Annotated in this window: 21 protein-coding genes; 16 read left to right on the forward strand and 5 right to left on the reverse strand. The window is 70.6% G+C overall.

Features of this window, described 5'->3' with window-relative positions; translation table 11 throughout:
• Nucleotides 1–88: 88 nt before the first annotated feature.
• Nucleotides 89–1,246, forward strand: a complete 1,158-nt coding sequence (locus ACIBK6_RS02205; protein ID WP_399047977.1) for an acyl-CoA dehydrogenase family protein — start codon at nucleotides 89–91, stop codon at nucleotides 1,244–1,246.
• A 24-nt stretch (nucleotides 1,247–1,270) separates the two neighbouring features.
• On the forward strand, nucleotides 1,271–2,143 hold the full coding sequence (locus tag ACIBK6_RS02210) for an acyl-CoA thioesterase (protein ID WP_399047978.1): 873 nt from the start codon (nucleotides 1,271–1,273) through the stop codon (nucleotides 2,141–2,143).
• A gap of 36 nt (nucleotides 2,144–2,179) precedes the next feature.
• Here the strand turns inward: ACIBK6_RS02210 and ACIBK6_RS02215 are convergent, their stop codons facing one another.
• On the reverse strand, nucleotides 2,180–2,950 hold the full coding sequence (locus ACIBK6_RS02215; RefSeq protein ID WP_399047979.1) for a phosphatase: 771 nt from the start codon (nucleotides 2,948–2,950) through the stop codon (nucleotides 2,180–2,182).
• An 89-nt stretch (nucleotides 2,951–3,039) separates the two neighbouring features.
• Nucleotides 3,040–3,636, reverse strand: a complete 597-nt coding sequence (locus tag ACIBK6_RS02220; protein ID WP_399047980.1) for a TetR/AcrR family transcriptional regulator — start codon at nucleotides 3,634–3,636, stop codon at nucleotides 3,040–3,042.
• Nucleotides 3,637–3,746: 110 nt separating this feature from the next.
• On the opposite strand from ACIBK6_RS02220, the gene ACIBK6_RS02225 reads away from it, so the two are divergent.
• From ACIBK6_RS02225 to ACIBK6_RS02280, 12 genes are all read left to right on the forward strand, one after another.
• Entirely contained in the window at nucleotides 3,747–5,363 is a 1,617-nt protein-coding gene (locus tag ACIBK6_RS02225; protein WP_399047982.1) for a carboxyl transferase domain-containing protein, read from the forward strand.
• A gap of 35 nt (nucleotides 5,364–5,398) precedes the next feature.
• Nucleotides 5,399–7,345: a biotin carboxylase N-terminal domain-containing protein gene (locus tag ACIBK6_RS02230; RefSeq protein WP_399047984.1), complete on the forward strand. Its 1,947-nt coding sequence runs from the start codon at nucleotides 5,399–5,401 to the stop codon at nucleotides 7,343–7,345.
• Entirely contained in the window at nucleotides 7,342–8,283 is a 942-nt protein-coding gene (locus ACIBK6_RS02235; RefSeq protein ID WP_399047986.1) for a hydroxymethylglutaryl-CoA lyase, read from the forward strand. The genes ACIBK6_RS02230 and ACIBK6_RS02235 overlap by 4 nt, the downstream gene beginning before the upstream one ends.
• A gap of 2 nt (nucleotides 8,284–8,285) precedes the next feature.
• A complete protein-coding gene (locus tag ACIBK6_RS02240) occupies nucleotides 8,286–9,446 on the forward strand; it encodes an acyl-CoA dehydrogenase family protein (RefSeq protein WP_399047988.1) in 1,161 nt (386 codons plus the stop codon).
• A 142-nt stretch (nucleotides 9,447–9,588) separates the two neighbouring features.
• The gene (locus ACIBK6_RS02245) at nucleotides 9,589–9,786 is read left to right on the forward strand and encodes a hypothetical protein (RefSeq protein ID WP_399047990.1); all 198 of its coding nucleotides are present in this window, start codon (nucleotides 9,589–9,591) and stop codon (nucleotides 9,784–9,786) included.
• 63 nt (nucleotides 9,787–9,849) lie between these two features.
• On the forward strand, nucleotides 9,850–10,494 hold the full coding sequence (locus ACIBK6_RS02250) for a GNAT family N-acetyltransferase (protein WP_399047992.1): 645 nt from the start codon (nucleotides 9,850–9,852) through the stop codon (nucleotides 10,492–10,494).
• 251 nt (nucleotides 10,495–10,745) lie between these two features.
• Nucleotides 10,746–11,777: an ABC transporter substrate-binding protein gene (locus tag ACIBK6_RS02255; protein ID WP_399047994.1), complete on the forward strand. Its 1,032-nt coding sequence runs from the start codon at nucleotides 10,746–10,748 to the stop codon at nucleotides 11,775–11,777.
• A gap of 2 nt (nucleotides 11,778–11,779) precedes the next feature.
• On the forward strand, nucleotides 11,780–12,619 hold the full coding sequence (locus ACIBK6_RS02260) for a siderophore-interacting protein (protein ID WP_399047996.1): 840 nt from the start codon (nucleotides 11,780–11,782) through the stop codon (nucleotides 12,617–12,619).
• 750 nt (nucleotides 12,620–13,369) lie between these two features.
• A complete protein-coding gene (locus tag ACIBK6_RS02265) occupies nucleotides 13,370–14,812 on the forward strand; it encodes a pyridoxal phosphate-dependent decarboxylase family protein (protein ID WP_399047998.1) in 1,443 nt (480 codons plus the stop codon).
• Nucleotides 14,796–16,091, forward strand: coding sequence for a lysine N(6)-hydroxylase/L-ornithine N(5)-oxygenase family protein (locus ACIBK6_RS02270; RefSeq protein WP_399048000.1), 1,296 nt, complete (start codon nucleotides 14,796–14,798; stop codon nucleotides 16,089–16,091). The genes ACIBK6_RS02265 and ACIBK6_RS02270 overlap by 17 nt, the downstream gene beginning before the upstream one ends.
• Nucleotides 16,088–16,645 carry a GNAT family N-acetyltransferase gene (locus ACIBK6_RS02275; protein WP_399048003.1) on the forward strand — a complete coding sequence of 186 codons (558 nt, stop codon included), beginning with the start codon at nucleotides 16,088–16,090 and terminating at the stop codon, nucleotides 16,643–16,645. The genes ACIBK6_RS02270 and ACIBK6_RS02275 overlap by 4 nt, the downstream gene beginning before the upstream one ends.
• On the forward strand, nucleotides 16,642–18,453 hold the full coding sequence (locus ACIBK6_RS02280; protein ID WP_399048004.1) for an IucA/IucC family protein: 1,812 nt from the start codon (nucleotides 16,642–16,644) through the stop codon (nucleotides 18,451–18,453). Before ACIBK6_RS02275 ends, ACIBK6_RS02280 begins: the two co-directional genes overlap by 4 nt.
• A 34-nt stretch (nucleotides 18,454–18,487) precedes the next feature.
• Here the strand turns inward: ACIBK6_RS02280 and ACIBK6_RS02285 are convergent, their stop codons facing one another.
• A complete protein-coding gene (locus ACIBK6_RS02285; RefSeq protein WP_399048005.1) occupies nucleotides 18,488–20,077 on the reverse strand; it encodes a beta-N-acetylhexosaminidase in 1,590 nt (529 codons plus the stop codon).
• Between the two features lie 291 nt (nucleotides 20,078–20,368).
• On the opposite strand from ACIBK6_RS02285, the gene ACIBK6_RS02290 reads away from it, so the two are divergent.
• Nucleotides 20,369–20,650: a hypothetical protein gene (locus ACIBK6_RS02290; protein WP_399048006.1), complete on the forward strand. Its 282-nt coding sequence runs from the start codon at nucleotides 20,369–20,371 to the stop codon at nucleotides 20,648–20,650.
• Between the two features lie 56 nt (nucleotides 20,651–20,706).
• Nucleotides 20,707–22,524, forward strand: a complete 1,818-nt coding sequence (gene glmS / locus ACIBK6_RS02295; RefSeq protein WP_399048007.1) for a glutamine--fructose-6-phosphate transaminase (isomerizing) — start codon at nucleotides 20,707–20,709, stop codon at nucleotides 22,522–22,524.
• Between the two features lie 193 nt (nucleotides 22,525–22,717).
• On the opposite strand, the gene ACIBK6_RS02300 is transcribed toward glmS, so the two are convergent.
• Both ACIBK6_RS02300 and ACIBK6_RS02305 read right to left on the reverse strand, forming a co-directional pair.
• On the reverse strand, nucleotides 22,718–23,287 hold the full coding sequence (locus tag ACIBK6_RS02300; protein ID WP_399048009.1) for a GPR1/FUN34/YaaH family transporter: 570 nt from the start codon (nucleotides 23,285–23,287) through the stop codon (nucleotides 22,718–22,720).
• A gap of 165 nt (nucleotides 23,288–23,452) precedes the next feature.
• Nucleotides 23,453–23,974: a universal stress protein gene (locus tag ACIBK6_RS02305; protein ID WP_399048010.1), complete on the reverse strand. Its 522-nt coding sequence runs from the start codon at nucleotides 23,972–23,974 to the stop codon at nucleotides 23,453–23,455.
• Nucleotides 23,975–24,282: the final 308 nt, after the last annotated feature.

A 24,282-nucleotide genomic window follows, 5' to 3' on the forward strand; every position in this document is an offset into this window, starting at 1 on the left:
TGGACAGTCGTGGTGACTGCCGGGTAACTTCGTTATTCAATAACCTGAGCAAGCGCTTAGCCAAACATGCCAGCCAAGGAGGGCGTCCGTGCGCCGTACCGTTTTCAACGAGGACCACGAGGCGTTCCGGGAGACTCTGCGCGCCTTCATCGAGGCCGAGGTCGTCCCCGTCTACGACGAGTGGTTCGCGCAGGGCATCGTGCCGCGCGAGTTCTACTCCCAGCTCGCCGAGCTCGGCGTCTTCGGTATCCGCGTGGACGAGGAGTTCGGCGGCGCCGGCATCGACTCGTACAAGTTCGAGGCCGTGATGTACGAGGAGACGGCTCGCGCGGGCGTCCAGTTCGGCGGCTCCGGCGTGCACGTGCTGCTCGGCCTGCCCTACATCAAGATGCTCGCCACCGACGAGCAGAAGAAGCGCTTCCTGCCGAAGTTCGTCTCCGGCGAGGAGATGTGGGCCCTCGCGATGACCGAGCCGGGCACCGGCTCCGACCTCGCGGGCATGAAGACCACCGCCAAGCTCTCCGAGGACGGCTCGCACTACGTCCTCAACGGCGCCAAGACCTTCATCACCGGCGGCGTGCACGCCGACCGCGTGATCGTCTGCGCCCGCACCGACGCGCCCAGCGCCGAGGACCGCCGCCACGGCATCTCGCTGTTCGCCGTGGACACCAAGTCCGAGGGCTACTCCGTCGGCCGCAAGCTCGACAAGCTCGGCCTGAAGACCTCCGACACCGCCGAGCTGGCGTTCGTCGACGTGAAGGTCCCGGTCGAGGACCTCCTCGGCGAGGAGAACAAGGGCTTCTACTACCTCGGCCACAACCTCGCCTCCGAGCGCTGGGGCATCGCGTTCGGCGCGTACGCGCAGGCCAAGGCCGCCGTCCGGTTCGCCAAGGAGTACGTGCAGGACCGCACCGTCTTCGGCAAGACGGTCGCCTCCTTCCAGAACACCAAGTTCGAACTGGCCGCCTGCCAGGCCGAGGTGGACGCCGCCGAGGCCGTCGCCGACCGCGCCCTGGAGGCCCTGGACGCGGGCGAGCTGACCCCGGCCGAGGCCGCGTCCGCGAAGCTGTTCTGCACCGAGGTCGCACACCGCGTCATCGACCGCTGCCTCCAGCTGCACGGCGGCTACGGCTTCATGAACGAGTACCCGATCGCCCGCCTGTACGCCGACAACCGGGTCAACCGGATCTACGGCGGCACCAGCGAGATCATGAAGTCGATCATCGCCAAGGACATGGGCCTGTAAGGCCGGTCCGGTACAACTACCTTCATGCATCAGGCACTTGAGAGCCTCCTCGATCTGCTCGACCTGGAGCGGATCGAGGAGGACATCTTCCGGGGGCACTCCCGCTCGGCGGTCGTCCCCCGTGTCTTCGGCGGCCAGGTGGCCGCCCAGGCGCTGGTCGCCGCCGGCCGCACCGTCCCCTCAGACCGCACAGCGCACTCGCTGCACGCGTACTTCCTGCGGATGGGCGACCCGGGCGCGCCGATCGTCTACACCGTCGACCGCATCCGCGACGGCGCCTCCTTCACCACGCGCCGCGTCGTCGCCATCCAGCACGGCCAGCCGATCTTCCACCTCTCCGCGTCGTTCCAGACGTACGAGGAGGGCATGGAGCACCAGGCCGGCATGCCGCCCGCGCCGGACCCGGAGTCGCTGCCGACGGCCGCCGAGATGCTGCCGCGCTACGCGGACGCCTTCCTCGACAAGGGCGTGCTGGACCGCATGCTGGAGGCCCGCGCGGCCGTCGATCTGCGGTACGTGGACGCGCCGCCGTGGGGCAGCGTCGGCACCCCGCGCGAGCCGCGCTCGCAGGTATGGTTCCGCACCAACGGCAAGCTGGCCGACGACCCGCTCCTCCATGTGTGCCTGGCCACGTACGTCTCCGACATGACGCTGCTCGACTCGGTGCTGCTCGCCCACGGGCGCGGCGGCTGGGCGGTCGGCGATGTGGTGGGGGCCTCGCTCGACCACGCGATGTGGTTCCACCGGCCGTTCCGCGCCGACGAATGGCTGCTGTACGACCAGGAGTCGCCGTCGGCGTCCGGCGGGCGCGGGCTCGGGCAGGCCCGCATCTACACCCAGGACGGACGGCTCGCGATCACCGTCATCCAAGAGGGCGTCGTCCGCATCCCGCGCTGACGTCGCGGACCGCGCCAACGCCCTCGCCCCAGGGGGTCAGACCGTCAGCCCCGCCGCGTCCAGCAGGTACGCCGTCATCGGCTCGTAGAAGCGGGGGTCCAGGACGTGGTCGTCCAGGGGGACCGTCACCTGGAGGGTGCCCTCCGCCTCGGCGATGAACAGCGCGGGGTCGTTGCTGTCCGCATAGCCCATCGCGTCGATGCCGCGCTGCCCCGCGCAGCCCGCCCAGCCGTGGTCGGCGATCACGAGGTCCGGCGGGGTGTCCAGCGCGTCCAGGATGGCCCGCATCGGCTCCGGCGAGTGGGTGTGCCACAGGCTCGCGCCGCGCTCGAAGACAGCGACGTCCGCGAACTGCACGACGTACCCCTCGTCGGCCGTGAGCCCGCCCGCAATCCGTACGATCTCGCAGCCCGCCGCGCGCAGCCCGGCGGCGGTGCGGCTGTGCACGTCGAGCAGCGCGCCGGGGTGCCCGGTCGCGAACAGCACCCGCTGCTTGCCCGCGGCGGCCTTGCGCAGCCGCGCCGCCATCCGCTCCAGGGCGTCCACCGTCAGCTCGGGGTCGATGGTGTCCTGGCCCGTCCGGTGCCCCGGGTCGTCCACGACGCCGCAGCGCTCGGCCATCACGGCGAGGACGTCCTGCTCGTCGCTCCAGCGCTCCCCCAGCTCCAGGCCCAGCCAGTAGTGGCGGTCGCCGTTGGCGAGCTTGCGGTAGTGGGAGAGGTTGTTGTCGCGGGGGGTCGCGACCTCACCGGCGATGCGGGTGCGGACTAGGTGGTCGACGAGGGCGGCACGGCTGGGTATCGGCATGCGGCCATTCTGCCCCGCGCGCGCGGCCCGGGGCCGGAGCGTCCCGAGCACCGGACGCCACCGGGGCCACCGCCCGCGCCCGGACGCGTTCAGTGCGCGTCCAGCGCGGCGAAGGCCCCGTGGGCCAGGCGGCGCAGCAGTTCCTCGGTGGCCGCCCGCCCCGGCAGCCCGGTGCCGTACGAACCCAGGTGCGGCGTCGAGTTGAGCAGGCCGAACACGGCGTGCACCGCGCCGCGCACCTCCGACTCCGCCACCGGCGGATACAGCTCGCGCACCACGCCGACCCACAGCTCGACGTACTGCCGCTGGAGCTGGCGCACCAGTTTGCGGTCGCTGTCGCGGAGCCGGTCGAGTTCGCGGTCGTGCAGGGTGATCAGCGCCCGGTCGTCCAGGGCGAAGTCGATGTGGCCGTCGATGAGAGCGCCGAGCAGCCGCTCGGGGTCGCCCGCCGCCTCGGCGACCCGCTTGCGCCCGCCGTCGTACAGCCGCCCGCTGATCCCGACGAGCAGTTCGGCGAGCATCGCGTCCTTGCCCGCGAAGTGCCGGTACAGACCGGGCCCGCTGATGCCGACCGCGGCCCCTATCTCGTCCACGCCCACGCCGTGGAAGCCGCGTTCGGCGAAGAGGCGGGCTGCCTCGCGCAGGATCTGCTCGCGGCGGGTCGGGGCGTCGGTACGGGTGCTCATGGGAATTCATTCTAGACAACGCGGTTAGCGCTCGTTAACCTGAGGGAAACGAGTTAACGGTCATTAACACCCGTTGGATTCGCGGCGTACGGGCAAGGGGGCTCGACACGATGCAGCAGGCACCGGTCCTGGGGAGTGCGGCGGATCCCGCCTCCGAGGCCTGGCGGGCCAATGAGGCGGCGCACCGCGCGCTGGGCGAGGAGCTGCGAGCGAAGCTCGCCGCCGCCCGGCTCGGCGGGGGCGAGCGGTCCCGCGAGCGGCATGTCGCGCGCGGCAAGCTGCTGCCCAGGGACCGGGTGGACACCCTGCTCGATCCGGGTTCGCCCTTCCTCGAACTGGCGCCGCTCGCCGCCGAGGGGATGTACGGCGGGCAGGCGCCCGCCGCCGGGGTGATCGCCGGGATCGGGCGGGTCAGCGGCCGCGAGTGCGTGATCGTCGCCAATGACGCCACGGTCAAGGGCGGCACGTACTACCCGATGACGGTGAAGAAGCACCTGAGGGCCCAGGAAGTCGCCCTGGAGAACCGCCTGCCCTGCCTCTATCTGGTCGACTCGGGCGGCGCCTTCCTGCCCATGCAGGACGAGGTGTTCCCGGACCGCGAGCACTTCGGGCGGATCTTCTACAACCAGGCCCGCATGTCGGGAGCCGGGATTCCGCAGATCGCCGCCGTGCTCGGATCCTGCACGGCCGGCGGGGCGTACGTCCCGGCGATGAGCGACGAGGCCGTGATCGTCCGCAACCAGGGCACCATCTTCCTGGGCGGCCCCCCGCTGGTGAAGGCCGCGACCGGCGAGGTCGTCACGGCCGAGGAGCTCGGCGGCGGCGAGGTGCACTCCCGGGTCTCCGGCGTCACCGACCACCTGGCCGAGGACGACGCGCACGCCCTGCGGATCGTGCGCAACATCGTGGCGACGCTTCCCGCGCGCGGCGCGCTCCCCTGGTCGGTCGAGCCCGCCGAGGAGCCGAAGGCCGATCCGTACGGTCTCTACGGAGCGGTCCCGGTCGACTCGCGCACGCCCTATGACGTACGGGAAGTGATCGCCCGGGTCGTCGACGGCTCACGCTTCCAGGAGTTCAAGTCGGAGTTCGGGCAGACCCTGGTCACCGGGTTCGCGCGGATCCACGGCCACCCGGTCGGGATCGTCGCCAACAACGGCATCCTGTTCTCCGAATCCGCCCAGAAGGGCGCCCACTTCATCGAGCTGTGCGACCAGCGCGGCATCCCGCTGGTGTTCCTCCAGAACATCTCGGGCTTCATGGTCGGCCGCGACTACGAGGCGGGCGGCATCGCCAAGCACGGCGCGAAGATGGTGACGGCGGTCGCCTGCACGCGCGTGCCGAAGCTGACCGTCGTCGTCGGCGGCTCGTACGGCGCGGGCAACTACTCGATGTGCGGCCGGGCCTACAGCCCCCGCTTCCTGTGGATGTGGCCCAACGCCAAGATCTCCGTGATGGGCGGCGAGCAGGCCGCCTCGGTCCTCGCGACCGTCAAGCGCGACCAGTTGGAGGCACGCGGCGAGTCCTGGCCCGCCGAGGACGAGGAGGCCTTCAAGGACCCGATCCGCGCCCAGTACGAGCACCAGGGCAACGCCTACTACGCGAGTGCCCGGCTGTGGGACGACGGGGTGATCGACCCCGTGGACACCCGCCAGGTCCTCGGCCTCGCCCTGACCGCCTGCGCCAACGCCCCCCTCGCCGACCCCGCCTTCGGCGTCTTCCGGATGTGACGGCTCCCATGTCGACTTCTACGTTGAGGGCTCCCATGTTCACGACAGTGCTCGTCGCCAACCGGGGCGAGATCGCGGTCCGCGTCATCGCCACCCTGCGCCGGCTCGGCGTCCGCTCGGTCGCCGTCTTCAGCGACGCGGACGCGGACGCCCGCCACGTCCGGGAGGCGGACACGGCGGTACGCATCGGCCCCGCGGCCGCGTCGGAGAGCTATCTGCGCGCCGACCGCCTCATCGAAGCGGCGCTGCGCACCGGCGCCCAGGCCGTCCACCCCGGCTACGGCTTCCTCGCCGAGAACGCGGCGTTCGCCCGCGCCTGCGCCGAGGCCGGCCTGGTCTTCATCGGGCCGGGCGCCGACGCGATCTCCCTGATGGGCGACAAGATCCGCGCCAAGGAGACCGTGCAGGCGGCCGGGGTGCCGGTGGTCCCCGGCTCCTCGGGCAGCGGCCTGACGGACACTCAACTGGCCGACGCCGCGCGGGAGATCGGCACTCCGGTGCTCCTGAAGCCGAGCGCGGGCGGCGGCGGCAAGGGCATGCGCCTGGTGCGCGACGAGGCGCTTCTCGGCGACGAGATCGCGGCCGCCCGCCGCGAGGCCCGCGCCTCCTTCGGCGACGACACGCTGCTCGTGGAGCGCTGGATCGACCGCCCGCGCCACATCGAGATCCAGGTCCTGGCCGACGGCCACGGAACCGTGATCCACCTCGGCGAGCGCGAGTGCTCGCTCCAGCGCCGCCACCAGAAGATCATCGAGGAGGCGCCCAGCGTCCTGCTCGACGAGGCGACCCGGGCCGCGATGGGCGAGGCCGCGGTCCAGGCGGCCCGCTCCTGCGGCTACTCGGGCGCGGGCACCGTCGAGTTCATCGTGCCGGGCAGCGACCCCTCGTCGTACTACTTCATGGAGATGAACACCCGCCTCCAGGTCGAGCACCCGGTCACCGAGCTCATCACCGGCCTCGACCTGGTGGAGTGGCAGCTCAGGGTCGCCGCGGGCGAGCAACTGCCGTACGAGCAGAAGGACATCACCCTCACCGGCCACGCCATCGAGGCCCGGATCTGCGCGGAGGACCCGTCGCGCGGCTTCCTGCCTTCCGGCGGTACGGTCCTGGCGCTGAACGAGCCGCAGGGCGACGGCCTGCGTACGGACTCGGGGCTGAGCGAGGGCACCGAGGTCGGCAGCCTGTACGACCCGATGCTGTCCAAGGTCATCGCGTACGGCCCCGACCGTGCGACGGCGCTGCGCAAGCTGCGGGCGGCGCTCGCCGACACGGTGACGCTGGGCGTGCCCACCAACGCCGGGTTCCTGCGCCGCCTCCTGGACCACCCGGCCGTGGTGGCGGGCGAGCTGGACACCGGCCTGGTGGAGCGGGAGGCGGACGCGCTGGTGCCGGACGGCGTACCCGACGAGGTGTACGCGGCGGCCGCGGCGGTACGGCTCGAAGCGCTCGGGCCCACGCCGGCCGACGGCTGGACGGACCCGTTCTCGGTGCCGAGCGGCTGGCGGATGGGCGGTGAACCGGCGCCGCTCGTCTTCCCCTTGCGCGTACCGGGACTCGAACCCGTCACGCGTGCCGCACCGAAGGCGGCGGATCTCGGCCCGGGCCGGGTCACCGTCGAACTCGACGGCCTCACCCACACCTTCCACCGCGCCGGGCACTGGCTCGGCCGGGACGGCGACAGCTGGCACGTCGCCGATCACGACCCCGTGGCGGCCGCCCTGAGCGGCGCGGTCCGCGGCGGCGTCGACACCCTGGCCGCCCCCATGCCCGGCACGGTCACCGTCGTCAAGGTGGCCGTCGGGGACGAAGTGGCCGCCGGGCAGAGCCTGTTGGTGGTCGAGGCGATGAAGATGGAGCACGTCATCTCCGCCCCGCACGCCGGCACCGTGACCGAACTCGACGTCACCCCCGGTTCGACCGTGGCCATGGACCAGATCCTCGCGGTCGTCACCCCGCATCCCGAGAGCGAGGCAGCGGCATGAGTGAAGGACTGCCCATGGTCGTCCCGGCGCAGGACCTGCCCGCCCGGGTCCGCATCCACGAGGTCGGGGCGCGCGACGGGCTGCAGAACGAGAAGTCGGTGGTGCCGACCGAGGTCAAGGCGGAGTTCGTCCACCGCCTGGCCGCGGCCGGGCTCACCACCATCGAGGCCACCAGTTTCGTGCACCCCGAGTGGGTGCCCCAACTCGCCGACGCGGAGCAGCTGTTCCCGCTGCTCGGCGACCTCAAGGGCGTGGCGCTCCCCGTCCTCGTACCGAACCAGCGAGGCCTGGACCGGGCGCTCGCGCTCGGCGCCCGCCGGATCGCCGTGTTCGCCAGCGCCACCGAGTCCTTCGCCAAGGCCAACCTCAACCGCACCGTGGACGAGTCGCTGGCCATGTTCGAGCCGGTCGTGGCCCGCGCCAAGGCCGACCGCGCCCAGGTGCGCGGCTATCTGTCGATGTGCTTCGGCGACCCCTGGGAAGGCCCCGTGCCGGTGCACCAGGTGGTGCGGGTCGCCAAGGCCCTCATGGACATGGGCTGCGACGAGCTGAGCCTCGGCGACACCATCGGCGTGGCCACCCCCGCCCATGTGCAGACCCTGCTCGCCGAGCTGAACGAGGAGGGTGTGCCCACCAGCGTCATCGGGGTGCACTTCCACGACACGTACGGCCAGGCGCTGTCCAACACGTACGCCGCCCTCGAACACGGCGTGAGCACCGTGGACGCCTCGGCGGGCGGTCTCGGCGGCTGCCCCTACGCCAAGTCCGCGACCGGAAACCTCGCCACCGAAGACCTCGTGTGGATGCTCCACGGCCTCGGTATCGACACCGGCGTCGACCTCGGCCTGCTCACCGCCACCAGCGTGTGGATGGCCGGACAACTGGGCCGCCCCAGCCCCTCCCGCACCGTTCGCGCCCTCTCCCACAAGGAGTCGTAGCCATGCCGCTCGACCACCGTCTCACGTCCGAACACGAGGAACTCCGCCGCACCGTCGAGGAGTTCGCCCACGACGTGATCGCCCCGAAGATCGGCGACTTCTACGAGCGCCACGAGTTCCCCTACGAGATCATCCGCGAGATGGGCCGCATGGGCCTGTTCGGCCTGCCCTTCCCGGAGGAGTACGGGGGCATGGGCGGCGACTACCTCGCGCTCGGCATCGCCCTGGAGGAGCTGGCCCGCGTCGACTCCTCGGTGGCCATCACCCTGGAGGCGGGCGTCTCGCTCGGCGCGATGCCCGTGTTCCGCTTCGGCACCGAGGAGCAGAAGCGCCAGTGGCTGCCGAAGCTGTGCTCCGGCGAACTGCTCGGCGCCTTCGGCCTGACCGAGCCGGACTGCGGCTCGGACGCGGGCGGCACCCGCACCACCGCGGTGCGCGACGGCGACGAGTGGGTCATCAACGGCTCGAAGTGCTTCATCACCAACTCCGGTACGGACATCACAGGGCTGGTCACCGTCACCGCGGTCACCGGCCGCAAGGAGGACGGCCGCCCGCTGATCTCCTCGATCATCGTCCCGTCCGGCACCCCGGGCTTCACGGTCGCGGCCCCGTACTCGAAGGTCGGCTGGAACGCCTCGGACACCCGGGAGCTGGCCTTCTCGGACGTACGCGTCCCGGTGGCGAACCTGCTCGGCGAAGAGGGCCGCGGCTACGCCCAGTTCCTGCGCATCCTGGACGAGGGCCGCATCGCCATCTCGGCGCTCGCGACCGGGCTCGCGCAGGGCTGTGTGGACGAGTCGCTGAAGTACGCCAAGGAGCGGCACGCCTTCGGCCGGCCGATCGGCGACAACCAGGCCATCCAGTTCAAGATCGCCGACATGGAGCTGCGGGCGCACATGGCGCGGGTCGGCTGGCGCGACGCCGCGTCGCGCCTGGTGCACGGCGAGCCGTTCAAGAAGGAGGCGGCGCTCGCGAAGCTGTACTCCTCGACGGTGGCGGTCGACAACGCCCGCGAGGCGACCCAGATCTTCGGCGGCTACGGCTTCATGAACGAGTACCCGGTGGCCCGCATGTGGCGCGACTCCAAGATCCTGGAGATCGGCGAGGGCACGAGCGAGGTGCAGCGGATGCTGATCGCCCGCGAACTGGGGCTGCCAGCCTAGGAGTTGCCGGTAGAACGGGGTCGGGTCAGGGGCAAAGGCTCCTGACCCTTCCGGCGGGGCCGGGAATGCCCGGGTCCCCCGATGGAGTGGTGCCGCTCGCGTCGGACCCGTCCCGGACCGTCCGGGGCCGCACCCTGTCAGGGTGATTCCCCCGAACTGCCCCAGTTGTGCGAGCCGTCCACCGCTGTGGAAGGACACCTCCACCACCGCGCCGGGCGCCGCCGACCGCTGGCACTGGCACTGCTCGGCCTGTCTGCGGACGTACGAGCCGAGCCCCTCGCACAAGGTGCGGTTCACCTATGCGCCGCTGGGCCGGCAGGCCTCCCTGCTCGGGCGGTAGCCAATTGGCTCGGGCGGTGGCAATTGGTTCGACAGGGCCGGGACCGCCCGGCACAGTCGCCCCATGGAACCCCACGCCTGGTGGCCCCTGCACGGCCTCCGTCTGCACACCCCCCGCCTCGAACTGCGCCTGCCCGACACGGAGTTGCTGTCCGATCTCGCCCAGGTGGCGGCGGACGGAGTGCACGCACCAGACCGCATGCCCTTCACTTTCCCCTGGACCGACGGCTCCCCCACCGACCGTGGCCGGGCGGTCTATCAGCACGCCCTCGGCACCATCGCGAACTGGTCCCCGGGCGCCTGGACACTGAGCCTCGCCGTGCTGTACGAGGGCACACCGGTCGGCCGGATGGACGTGTCGGCGACCGGGTTCACGGTGGGCCGCGAGGTCGAGACGGGCTCCTGGCTGGGGCTCGCCCACCAGGGCCGGGGCATCGGCACCGAAATGCGGGCGGCCGTCCTGCACTTGGCGTTCGCCGGGCTCGGTGCCCGCGGCGCGGTGTCGGCCGCGATGACCGACAACCCGCGCTCGCTCGGCGTCTCGCGCCGCCTCGGCTACCGGCCGGACGGGATCCAGACCGCCGTCGTACGGGACCGGCCGGTCACCCTCCAACGGCTGCGCCTGGCCCGCGCGGACTGGGAACGGCACCGCACGGTGGACGTACGGGTGGAGGGGCTCGACGGGTGCCGGGCGGCGTTCGGCGCGTAGGGCGACACGAGAGAGACCAGAGCGTTCGACGCATGGCGGCGGCATGACGGAGGCCAGGGCGTTCGACGCATAGCGGCACCATGACGGAAGTCAGGCGTTCGACGCGTTGCGGCGGTGTGACGGAGGCCAGACGTTCGACGCGTGGGGGCGGTTGAGGGCGGCCACTGGATAGCGAGTGAGGTTAGGCTAACCTATCTTCACATCGGCCAGTAGCCGGTCCCCGGCACATACGTAGGAAAGCGGACACCGTCATGCCTCTCGCCCGAGCGTCCCTGCCCACCCGTCGCGGCCTGCTGGCCATGGGCGGCGCCCTCGGGATCGGTGCCGCGCTGACCGCGTGCGGCGGCGGCAGCAAGAGCGGCTCCGCGAGCGGTGACCAGCCGGCCGCCGCGTCGGGCCCCTGGTCGTTCAAGGACGACCGCGGCCGGACCGCCGAGACGAAGTCCACGCCGAAGAACATCGTCGCGTACACCGGTACCGCGGCCGCCCTGTTCGACTACGGGATCCAGGTCAAGGGCGTGTTCGGGCCGACGAAGACCAAGGACGGCAAGGCCGATGTGCAGGCCGGCGACCTCGACATCAGCAAGGTCGAGATCATCGGCAACACCTACGGCGAGTTCAGCGTCGAGAAGTACGCGGCGCTCCAGCCCGATGTGCTCATCACCGACATGTGGCAGCAGGACGTCCTCTGGTACGTGCCCGACAACAGCAAGGACAAGATCCTCAAGCTGGCTCCCAGTGTCGCCCTGTGGGCGTCCGACCAGAGCATGCCCGCAGCCCTCCAGCGCCGCGCGGACCTCGCCAAGTCCCTTGGTGCCGACCTGAGTTCGGCCAAGGTCACCGACGCCAAGGCCGCCTTCGAGAAGGCCTCCGCACGGCTGCGCGCCGCCGCCAAGGCCAACCCGGGCATCAAGGTGCTGCTCGGCTCGGCGAGCCCCGATCTGTTCTACGTCTCCGAGGCCAAGCGGAGCTGCGACACCCGGTACTTCCAGGAACTCGGCGTCCAGTTCGTCACCCCGAAGGTCGACGCGCAGGGCTTCTTCGAATCGCTGAGCTGGGAGAACGTCGCCAAGTACCCGGCCGACCTGATTCTCATGGACAACCGCACCGGCACCCTCCAGCCCGGCGACCTCGGCGCCAAGCCGACCTGGGGCCGGCTGCCCGCCGTCAAGGCCCACCAGATCGTGCCGCGCCTGACCGAGCCGATCTACTCCTACGGCCGGGTCGCCCCCATCGTGGACGCGCTCGCCCAAGCCATCGAGAACGCGAAGAAGGTCGCCTGACGATGCCGACCCCCGCCGGGACCGCCACCGCCCCCTTCCGCCTCTTCGACCTGCGAGTGGTACGGGCCCGGCGGCTCGGCCCCTCGCTGATGCGGGTCACCTTCGGCGGCTTCGGCGAGGAGGACCTCGCATCCTTCGCCGCCGGGGGCCGCGACCAGAGCCTCTCCCTCTTCCTCCCGCACCCCGGCCAGGAGGCGCCCGTCCTGCCGCCGGCCGACGGCTCCGACAACTGGTGGGGCGCCTATCGCGCGTTGCCCGACGATGAGCGGGCCGTGATGCGCTCGTACACGGTCCGCGCGCAGCGCCGTGCTTCCGGGGGCGGCTCCGGGGAGATAGACATCGACTTCGCGCTGCACGACGACGGCGGGCCGGCCTGCCGCTGGGCGGGCTCGGTGCGGCCGGGGGCGCGGGTGACGGTACTCGGGCCTGCCGTCGCGGACAACACGGCGGTACGTTTCCGGCCGCCGGGCGGGACCGACTCCGTCGTCATCTGGGCCGACGAAACGGCGCTGCCGGCTGCGGCGGCCATCCTCGAATGGCTCCCCGCCGGGACCCCGGCGCGGGTCTGGATCTCCGTTCCGCACGAGGGGGACCGGCTGCCGTTGCCCACGGCGGCGGCTGCGGAGGTGACGTGGCTGGTGGGCTCCGCCGCCCTGGACTCCGTCCGGTCGGCGGCCCTGCCCGGGCCCTCCCCCTACGTCTGGCTCGCGGGTGAGGCGTCCGAAGTCCGTTCGTTGCGGCGGCACTTCGTGAATGAGCGGGGGGTTGAGCGGGGGCGGGTCACGTTCGTCGGCTACTGGCGCCGGGGCCGCACGGAGGACGAACTCCGGGCGGCGGCGTAGCCCTGGGGGCCCATCCGCCCGCCGATAGCCCGGAGTTGGACACCCCGACCCCCTCCTGGGGCTCCGCCCCAGACCCCGGGGGGTTACCCACCCGCCCGCCGGTGACTCGGGGTTGAGAGGCCCGGCCCCTCGGGGGCTCCGCCCCGGACCCCCAGGGGTTGTCCTCCCGCCTACCCGCGACTCGGGGTTGAGAAGGTTGACCCCTGGGGCTCCGCCCAGAACCCCTGAGGGCTCCGCCCCTCGAACCCCGGCGGGGGCTCCGCCCCCTGCACCCCCTTCGGGGGTTTGCCCACCCGCCCGGCCGTGACTCGGGGTTGGGATGGTTGATCCCTGGGGCTCCGCCCAGAACCCCTGGGGGCTTCGCCCCCTGGACCCCCACGAGGGGCTCCGCCCCTCGACCCCGGCGGGGGCTCCGCCCCGCACCCCGCTCCTCAAGCTCCCCCAAGGCCTAAAGGGCCAGGGGGGACCCCCATGAGGGGCTTGATTTTTGCACCTCTCAGCGCCCGAGTTGCGGGCAAGCGTTCCGCAGGGCGATGGGGGTCTGGGGCGCAGCCCCCAGGAGGGGGCGTGGGGTTCAACCCCGCGATGGGGCCCACCGCTCCTTAAGAGCTCGGGGGAGGGCGGGTGGGTGGGGAAGCCCCCGGATTGAGGTCGATAATTAGGTTAGGCTAACCTCACTTCGAGATCACGGCCCCACCCACCCCTTCCCCCGGAGGGGCCGCCGCACCCCCGATCCGGGAGGACACCCGCATGCGCTCGCACCTGCTCAACGACACCACCGCGGAGCACTACCGACGCTCCGTGACCGAAGGGGTCGAGCGGGTGGCGGACAAACTCGCCACGACCCGGCGGCCGTTCACCGGAGTCGGCGTCGACGACCTCGCACCGCTCATCGACGGCATCGACCTCGACACCCCCCTGGGCGACGCCTCCGCCGTCCTGGACGAGCTGGAGGACATCTACCTCCGCGACGCCGTCTACTTCCACCACCCCCGCTACCTCGCCCACCTCAACTGCCCGGTCGTCATACCGGCCGTGCTCGGCGAGGCGGTGCTCTCCGCCGTCAACTCCTCCCTGGACACCTGGGACCAGAGCGCCGGCGGCACCCTCATCGAGCGCCGGCTCATCGACTGGACCACCGGCCGGATCGGCCTCGGGCCCGCCGCCGACGGCGTGTTCACCAGCGGCGGCACCCAGTCCAACCTCCAGGCACTGCTGCTGGCCCGCGAGGAGGCCAAGACCGCCGACCTCGCGAAACTGCGCATCTTCGCCTCCGAGTGCAGCCACTTCAGCGTGCAGAAGTCCGCCCAACTCCTGGGCCTGGGACGCGAATCCGTCGTCGCCGTCCCCACCGATCACGCCAAGCGCATGCAGACCGTCGGACTCGCCCGCGCCCTGGAGCGCTGCGTGAGCGAGGGCAACGTACCCATGGCGGTCGTCGCCACCGCCGGAACCACCGACTTCGGCTCCATCGACCCGCTTCCCGGCACAGCCGAGCTCTGCGCCCAGTACGGCGCCTGGATGCACGTGGACGCCGCCTACGGCTGCGGGCTGCTCGCCTCCCCCACCCGCCGCGCCCTCCTCGACGGCATCGAACGCGCCGACTCCGTCACGGTCGACTACCACAAGTCCTTCTTCCAGCCCGTCAGTTCAAGCGCCGTCCTCGTCCGCGACCGGGCCACGCTGCGCCACGCCACCTACCACGCCGACTACCTCAACCCGCGCCGCGCCGCCGAGGAGCGCATCCCCAACCAGGTGGACAAGTCGCTCCAGACCACCCGCCGCTTCGACGCCCTCAAGCTGTGGATGACCCTGCGCACCATGGGCGCCGACGGCATCGGCTCGCTTTTCGACGAGGTCTGCCAACTGGCTGAGGAGGGCTGGGAGTTGCTGGCCTCCGATCCCCGGTACGACGTCGTCGTGCGGCCCTCCCTCTCCACCCTCGTCTTCCGCTACGTCCCCGACGCCGTCACCTCGCCCGCCGCGATCGACCGCGCCAACCTCTACGCCCGCAAGGCGCTCTTCGCGTCCGGCGAGGCCGTCGTCGCCGGTACCAAGTCCGGCGGCCGCCAGTACCTGAAGTTCACCCTGCTCAACCCCGAGACGAGCGTCGCCGACATCGCCGCCGTACTCGATCTGATCGCCGGCCACGCCGAGCAGTACCTGGGAGAGAACCTTGTCCACGCGTCCTGAAGCCCCCGGCCCGTCCGAGGCGTACGACTTCATCGGGATCGGGCTCGGCCCCTTCAACCTCGGGCTCGCCTGCCTCACCGAGCCCGTCGAGGAGCTGACCGGGCTCTTCCTGGAGACCAAGCCGGGCTTCGAATGGCACTCGGGGATGTTCCTCGAAGGCGCCCACCTCCAGACGCCGTTCCTCTCCGACCTCGTCACCCTCGCCGACCCGACGTCGCCGTACTCCTTCCTCAACTACCTGAAGGAATCAGGGCGGTTGTACTCGTTCTACATCCGCGAGAACTTCTATCCGCTCCGTACCGAGTACAACGACTACTGCCGCTGGGCCGCCGGGAAGCTGAGCTCCGTCCGCTTCAACCAGACCGTCGCGTCCGTGACGTACGAGGAGAGCGAGGAGCTCTACGTTGTCCGGACCGCCACCGGCGAGGTCTTCCGCGCCCGCCGGCTCGTCCTCGGCACCGGCACGCCGCCGCAGATCCCCGAGCCCTGCCGCGGCCTCGGCGGCGACCTCCTCCACAACTCCCGTTACCTGGAGCACAAAGAGGCTCTCCAGGCCAAGGAGTCGATCACGCTCGTCGGGTCCGGGCAGTCCGCCGCCGAGATCTACTACGACCTGCTCTCCGAGATCGACGTCCACGGCTACCGGCTGAACTGGGTCACCCGCTCGCCCCGTTTCTTCCCTCTGGAGTACACCAAGCTCACTCTGGAGATGACGTCCCCGGAGTACATCGACTACTTCCACGCGCTTCCCGAGGCCACCCGCTACCGGCTCGAAGCGACGCAGAAGGGGCTCTTCAAGGGGATCGACTCCGAGCTGATCGACGCCATCTTCGATCTGCTCTACCAGAAGAACCTCAAGGGGCCCGTCCCCACCCGCCTGCTCACCAACTCCGCGCTGAACGCCGCCAGTTACGACACCACCACCGGTACGTACACGCTCGGTCTGCGCCAGGAGGAGCAGGAGAAGGACTACGCCCTCACCACCGAGGGGCTCGTCCTCGCCACCGGCTACCGGTACGCCGAGCCCGAGTTCCTCGCGCCGGTGTCCGGGCGGCTGCGACGCGACGGTCACGGGCGCTTCGACGTGGCCCGCAACTACTCCATCGACACCACCGGCCGCGGTGTCTTCCTCCAGAACGCCGGGGTGCACACCCACTCGATCACCTCGCCCGACCTCGGCATGGGCGCCTACCGCAACGCGTACATCATCGGCGAGCTGCTCGGCCGCGCGTACTACCCGGTCGAGAAGTCCATCGCCTTCCAGGAGTTCGCCATATGAGCACGCCCCTACCCGGCGGATTCACCGTCCGCCCGCTCGACCCCCTGTCCGACGCCGAGCTCGTCCACTCCTGGGTGACCCACCCCAAGGCCGCGTTCTGGCTGATGCCGGACGCGAAGCTCCAGGACGTCGAGCGCGAGTACATGGCGATCGCCGCCCACCCCCACCACCACGCCTTCGTCGGGCTGCACCACGGCGAGCCCGCCTTCCTCATGGAGCACTACCACCCGGCGTACGTCGAACTCGTCGGCCTGTACGAGCCGCTCCCCGGCGATGTCGGCATGCACTTCCTGGTCGCCCCCACCGACACCCCGGTGCACGGGTTCACGCGGGCCGTCATCACCGCCGTGATGGAGGAGCTGTTCGCGGACCCGGCCACCGAGCGCGTCGTCGTCGAGCCCGACATCCGCAACACGGCGGTGCACGCCCTCAACGCGGCCGTCGGCTTCGAGATCGCCGAGCGGATCGCCAAGCCCGAGAAGGACGCCTATCTGTCCTTCTGCACCCGAGAGCAGTTCCGTACCGCACGAGCCCGAGAGGCGGCAGCACGATGACCACCGAGACCGCGGTCACCCACCTCACCCCCGCGCGCTGGGCCGAGGCCAACCGGCTGCTCATCCGCAAGGCGCTCGCCGAGTTCGCCCACGAGCGGCTGCTCGTCCCCGAGGCGCTCGGCGACGACCTTCCCCAAGGTCTCGGCTGCGCTCGACCAGGGGAGACCCCATTCCGGGTGCGCAGCGACGACGGCACGGTCGAGTACCGCTTCACCGCGTCCCGGTTCGCGCTCGACCACTGGCAGGTCTTCGCCGAGTCGATATCCCGGCACAACGACGAGGGCCAACTCCCCCTGGACGCACTCGACTTCTTCATCGAGCTGCGTGCCTCGCTCGGTCTGAGCGACGACATCCTGCCGGTGTACCTGGAGGAGATCTCCTCCACCCTCTCCGGCACCGCGTACAAACTCACCAAGCCGGAGATCACCTCCGCCGAGCTCGCCCGGTCCGGCTTCCAGGCCATCGAGACGGGCATGACCGAGGGCCACCCCTGCTTCGTCGCCAACAACGGGCGGCTCGGCTTCGGCGTCCACGAGTACCTCTCGTACGCCCCCGAGACCGCGAGCCCCATCCGGCTGATGTGGCTGGCGGCCCGCCGCGACCGCGCCACCTTCACGGCGGGCGCCGGACTCGACCACGACACGCTGGTACGCGACGAGCTCGGCCAGGACACCCTCGACCGCTTCGCCGCTACCCTGGCCCGACGCGGCCTGGACCTGGCCGACTACCTCCTCCTGCCGGTGCACCCCTGGCAGTGGTGGAACAAGCTGTCCGTCACCTTCGCCGCCGAGATCGCCCAGGAACGCCTGGTCCTGCTCGGCGAGGGCGACGACGACTACCTCGCCCAGCAGTCGATCCGTACCTTCTTCAACGCCACCGACCCGGCCAAGCACTACGTCAAAACGGCGCTGTCGGTCCTCAACATGGGCTTCATGCGCGGGCTTTCGGCCGCGTACATGGAGGCGACGCCCGCCATCAACGACTGGCTCGCGGGGGTGATCGCGGCCGACGAGACGTTCCGCGCCGCCCGGTTCTCGATCATCCGCGAGCGGGCGGCGATCGGCTACCGCCACGAACAGTACGAACGGGCCACCGACCGGTACTCGCCGTACCGCAAGATGCTCGCCGCGCTGTGGCGCGAAAGTCCGGTCCCTTCGCTCGAACCCGGCGAGCGGCTCGCCACGATGGCCTCGCTGCTGCACACCGACCACACGGGCGCGTCCTTCGCGGGCGCCCTGATCGCCGAGTCGGGCCGCACCCCGACGGAGTGGCTGCGCGGTTACCTGGACGCGTACCTGACGCCCGTCCTGCACTCCTTCTACGCCTACGACCTGGTCTTCATGCCGCACGGCGAGAACGTGATCCTCGTCCTCGCCGAGGACGGCACGGTGTCGCGGGCGATCTTCAAGGACATCGCCGAGGAGATCGCGGTGATGGACCCGGACGCGGTGCTGCCGCCGATGGTGCAGCGGATCCGCGCGGACGTGCCCGAGGACATGAGGCTGCTGTCCGTCTTCACCGACGTCTTCGACTGCTTCTTCCGCTTCCTGAGCGCGGCGCTGGTGACGGAGGGCGTCCTGGCGGAGTCCGCGTTCTGGGGCGCGGTGGCCGACTGCGTACGGTCGTACCAGGCCGCCAGGCCCGAACTGGCCGACCGCTTCCAGCAGTTCGACCTGTTCGCGCCCGACTTCGCCCTGTCCTGCCTGAACCGCCTCCAGCTCCGCGACAACGAGCAGATGGTGGACCTGGCGGACCCCGCGGGTGCCCTCCAGCTGGTGGGCACCCTGCGGAACCCGATAGCGCCCTGAAGCCCGGGTGGGGTCCGGGGGCAAAACCCCCGGATCACACCCAGGGCACCACCGGCGAGCGGTAGTAGTTCATCCCCAGCGCCGCGAACCTCGGCCCCTGCTGGGCCAGCCGCACCTTGTACGACGCCCAGTCGTGCGTGGACGCCGGCGACCACCCGATCTCCGCGATCCCGGGCAGCCGCGGGAACGCCATGTACTCGATCTGCGAGCTGTTGCTCAGCGTCTCCGACCAGATCGGCGCCTCGACTCCGAGCACGGCCTGAGCGGGGACGCCCTGCACGAAGGTGTCCGGATCCCACGCGTACGACGTGTCGACGTCGACGTACCCGGCCCAGTTGGTCCCGAGCGGAGACTTCGCGTCGTACTTCATGTCGAGGTACGTGTGGTTCGCGGGCGACATGACCAGCTTGGTGCCGGCCTTCGCCGCGGCCGCGACATCCGCCTCGTTGCCGAGCGTGCCCCAGTACTGGGCGACCGCGCCCGGCACCGGCTTGGCCCCGGCGATCTCGTGCCAGGCCATGACGGTCTTGCCGTACTTCTGGACGATCGGCTGGACCTTGGCCATGAAGGCGACGTAGTCGGCGTGCGAGGTGGACTGCGCCTCGTCGCCGCCGATGTGGATGTACGGGCCCGGTGTCAGAGCGGCGACCTCGCGCACCACGTCGTCGAGGAACTTGTACGTCACGTCCTTCGCGACGCACAGCGAGCTGAACCCGACGTGGGTGCCCGTGTACAGCGGGGGCGCGACGCCGTTGCAGTTGAGCTCGGCGTACGAGGCGAGGGACGCGTTGGTGTGTCCCGGGGTGTCGATCTCGGGGATGACCTCCAGATAGCGGGAGGAGGCGTAGTCGAGGATCGCCCGGTAGTCGGCCTTGGTGTAGTAGCCGCCCTTGCCGCCGCCGACCTGCGTCTGGCCGCCGTAGCTGGCGAGCTTCGGCCAGGAGTCGACAGCGATCCGCCAGCCCTGGTCGTCGCTGAGGTGCAGATGCAGCTTGTTGATCTTGTAGAGGGCGATCTGGTCGATGTAGCGCTTGACCTGGTCGACGCCGAAGAAGTGCCGTGAGACGTCGATCATCGCGCCCCGGTAGGCATAGCGCGGGGAATCGGTGATCGTGCCGCCCGCGATCTGCCAGGGGCCGGACTGCTTGGTCTTCTTCTCCACTGCCGCGGGCAGCAGCTGCCGCAGGGTCTGTACGCCGTGGAAGAGCCCGGCCGGCTTGTTGGCGGTGATGGTGACCGCGCCGCTGCCGGAGGTGAGCCGGTAGCCCTCGTCGCCGAGGCCCTTGTCCCCGGCGCCGAGCAGCAGCCGGATCCCGTCGGCGCCCGCGGCGCTGGTGACGGGCAGCGCGTACCCGGTGGAGGGGCGCAGCACGGCCGCCAGGTAGTCGCCGATCCGCTGGGCCTCGGGCGACCCCGCGGCGACCCTGATCCGGGTGGCCGAGCCGATCGTGTACGCGGCCCCGCCCGCGGAGACCGAGGCGGGGGCGGGGACGATCTGGCCCAGTGGGCGGGGCGCGCTCGGCGCGGGGGCGGCGGATGCTCCGGTGCTGGTGAGCCCGGCGGCCGCCACGAGAACCAGCGAGCCGAGGAGCCGGGCGAATGTCCTGTGCTGTCTCTGTCTCACAAGCGGGTCCCTTCCAGGGGGTCACGCAACTGTGGGGTCCGAGCAACCGAACACTTCCCATGGGACCCGGGGACCCGGCCGGGGTCAAGGCGGAGACCATCACAACCGGAACGACCGTAGGCGGATCACCACATCGAGGGCCGCTGAAGGAATCCCGTCCCGGCGGAAATCATCCGGAAGGAGCCCGGCCCCGTCGACCCCTGGTCCAGACCAGAAGCGTGATCATGTGAATCCTGCCCGGAATCGGGCAGGATTCTTGCGTATGGCCTCGATACCCCGCAATATCGACGGGTGCTCGAACGCCGCAGCCCGTCGTCCCACGACGACCTCGTAGATCATCTGGTGCGCAGCACCGCGCTCCAGCGCGGTGAGGCGGCCCGGGTGGTCCTCGAAGTGCTGGCGTACTTCGACGAGACGTACGAGGAGTTCGTCCGCCGGCGCCACCGTGAACTGCAGTCCGGTGGAGCCGTGAACGCGGAGATCTTCGAACGGATCGCGGCCGAGCTGCCGCACCGCGCCGTGGCGCCACCGGAGCTCTCGCTCCGGCAGCTGCGCCGCATCGTCTACGGCTGAGCAGGCTTCGCAGCACCGCAGGAACTTTTGTACATCGATGGAGGGGCAGAGACTCTATGTGCGGAATCGTCGGTTATATCGGTAAGCGTGATGTGGCTCCGCTGCTGCTGGAAGGCCTGCAGCGGCTGGAGTACCGGGGTTACGACTCCGCGGGCGTCGTCGTCAACAGTCCCAAGTCCGGGGCCCTGAAGATGGTCAAAGCCAAGGGCCGCGTCCGCGACCTGGAGGCCCGCGTCCCCAAGCGCTTCGCCGGCACCACGGGCATCGCCCACACCCGTTGGGCCACCCACGGCGCCCCCTCCGACGTGAACTCGCACCCGCACCTCGACCCCGAGAACAAGGTCGCCGTCGTCCACAACGGCATCGTCGACAACGCCGCCGAACTGCGCGTCAAGCTGGAGGCCGAGGGCGTCGCCTTCGCCTCCGAGACCGACACCGAGGTCATCACCCACCTGATCGCCCGCTCCCAGGCCGACTCCCTGGAGGAGAAGGTCCGCGAGGCGCTCAAGGTCATCGAGGGCACCTACGGCATCGCCGTGATGCACGCCGACTTCGCTGACCGCATCGTGGTCGCCCGCAACGGCTCCCCGGTCATCCTCGGCATTGGCGAGAAGGAGATGCTCGTCGCCTCCGACGTCGCCGCGCTGATCGCCCATACCCGCCAGGTCGTCACCCTCAACGACGGCGAGATGGCGACCCTGAAGGCCGACGACTTCCGGACGTACACGACCTCGGGCACGCTCACCAACACCACCCCCGAGACCGTCGAGTGGGAGGCCGCCTCCTACGACATGGGCGGCCACGACACGTACATGCACAAGGAGATGAGCGAGCAGGCCGAGGCCGTCGACCGCGTGCTGCGCGGCCGCATCGACGACCGGTTCTCGACCGTCCACCTCGGTGGCCTGAACCTGGACGCCCGCGAGGCCCGCGGCGTGCGCCGCATCAAGATCCTCGGCTGCGGCACCTCGTACCACGCCGGCCTGATCGGCGCCGGCCTCATCGAGGAGCTGGCCCGCATCCCCGCGGACGCCGAGCCGGCCTCCGAGTTCCGCTACCGCAACCCGGTCGTGGACCCCGACACCCTGTACATCGCGGTCTCCCAGTCGGGTGAGACGTACGACGTGCTCGCGGCGGTGCAGGAGCTCAAGCGCAAGGGCGCCCGGGTGCTCGGCGTCGTGAACGTGGTCGGCTCCGCGATCGCCCGCGAGGCGGACGGCGGCACCTATGTGCACGCCGGTCCCGAGGTCTGCGTCGTCTCGACCAAGTGCTTCACCAACACGGTCGTCGCCTTCGCGCTGCTCGCGCTGCACCTCGGCCGGATCCGCGACCTGTCGGTGGCCGACGGCAAGCGGATCATCGAGGGCCTGCGCAAGCTGCCCGGCCAGATTGAGGAGATCCTGGCCATGGAGCCGGAGATCGAGAAGCTGGCCAAGGAGTACGCGGGCGCCCAGTCGATGATGTTCATCGGGCGCGTGCGCGGCTACCCGGTCGCCCTGGAGGCCTCCCTGAAGCTCAAGGAGATCTCCTACATCCACGCCGAGGCCTACCCCGCCTCCGAGCTGAAGCACGGCCCGCTCGCGCTGATCGAGCCGGCGCTGCCGACCGTCGCGATCGTCCCCAACGACGACCTCCTGGAGAAGAACCGCGCCGCCCTTGAGGAGATCAAGGCCCGCAGCGGCCGCATCCTCGCGGTCGCCCACCAGAACCAGGAGAAGGCCGACCACACCATCGTCGTGCCGAAGAACGAGGACGAGCTGGACCCGATCCTCATGGGCATCCCGCTCCAACTCTTCGCGTACCACACGGCGTTGGCGATGGGCCGCGACATCGACAAGCCGCGCAACCTGGCCAAGTCCGTCACGGTCGAATAGTCCGGACGTACCGGCAGACGGGCGACCGGTCCGTAGGCACCACAGACGCGTAGTCCATACGCACACGGGCGCGTAGTCCGTACGCACACGGGCAGCCAGTCCGTACGCACACGAAAGGGCGACCCCGGCCGGCCGGCGGGGGTCGCCCTTCCTGCGTGCCGGTGCCGCCCAAGCACCGGCCTGCGGCTGCCCGTCAGCCGGTGGCCGTCACTCCCCGGCCGGCAGCCCGTCGGGGCATCGCGGTCGGCCAGTGGGCGAGCGAGGCGGTCGCCCCGTACCAGGCCACCGCGCCCGCGACCGCGGCGACCCAGCCCGCGGCCTTGCCGAGGACACCGCTGTCGGCGAACTGGCCGATGGCCAGCACCACCAGAGCCACGAAGAGCAGTCCGTACGCCCCCTGCCTGAAGAGCCCGCTGCCCGCCGAACCCGCCGCCAGACTCAGCGCCAGGAGTGCGAAGAGAACCAGGAAGAGGCCGGAGGCATTGGCCGAGAACTTGGTCTGCGCACCCGCCGCCCAGGTGAACCAGAAGGCGCCCAGGCCCGCGAAGGCGGTGCCGGTGAACGCGTCGTTGTCGCGGAAGGCGAGGACGCCGAGGACGAACAGGCCGATGCCGCCGACGTAGGTCGCGATCGAGACCGAGTCGGCCACGGTCACGCCGTGGACCACGCGGGTGTTGCCGAGGCCGAAGGCCAGCAGGGTGAGTCCGAGGGCGAGGTGACCGAGAGTGGAAGTGGTGCTTCCCGCGGAGACTTCGTTGTCCACGGCGGGCTCCCTTCAGATGCGGTTGTGCTGCTTCCCAGTGAGCCTTATCTACCCTTCACAAGGGCACAATCCACCCCTACGCGCGGGTAGATTCACTTGCGGGCAAAGGAAGTTGACGGCGCATCAGCGAAACGTCGATCCGGTCTCAACTGGGACAACGCGCGATTACGGGACGACGACGACGGGGCGCTGCGCACGGCGCGCGAGGCGGCCCGCGACAGAGCCGAAGATCCGCCCGACGAGGCCGTGCGTGGAGCCGACCACGATCGCGTCCGCCGCGTACTCGCGCCCGACTTCTTCCAGTTCGTGGCAGATGTCGCCGCCGCGCTCGACCAGGATCCAGGGGACCTCGGCGAGGTAGTCGGCGCAGGCGAGTTCGAGGCCGAGCACCTCGGTGCGGTGGTCCGGCACGTCCACGAAGACCGGCGGTTCACAGCCCGCCCACACCGTGGTGGGCAGCCGGTTCGCGACATGGACGATGATCAGGCCGGAGCCGGACCGCTTGGCCATGCCGATGGCGTAGGCGAGCGCGCGCTCGCTGGACGTCGAGCCGTCGAAGCCGACGACGACGCCGTGCCGGAACGCGGGGTCGCAGGAATGACGTGGATCTGGCGCCGCCTGGAGGTCCGACGCGGGGTCGGCTACCTGCTTGCGGTCCGCGGGTTCGGAGTATTCGTGACCGGCCATGGGTGTCTCGGCGAAGGAGGTCCTCAGTCGGGGGACAGCGGGGACAGAGATCAACAACTAGTCGGCGGCGGAGCTGTGTCCGGGAATCATCTTCCCAACCCCATACCCCCAAGGGTACGGCGACACTCCTCCCCTGCCCAGAGCCCGCCGAACCTACTCGGCGTTCCCCGGAGCATGCACGAGCCCGTCCCGGATGGCAATGCCCGGTGGCCTCTACAGCGGTCGCCGTCGACCGGTTCTGCACCCCCGCACTGATGATCTTCCAGTGACCGGACCGGACCCCGCGCGTTAGGCACGCGGTTCCCCGA

Origin of the sequence: Streptomyces sp. NPDC050485 (assembly GCF_044458185.1) — a bacterium.
GTDB lineage: Bacteria > Actinomycetota > Actinomycetes > Streptomycetales > Streptomycetaceae > Streptomyces.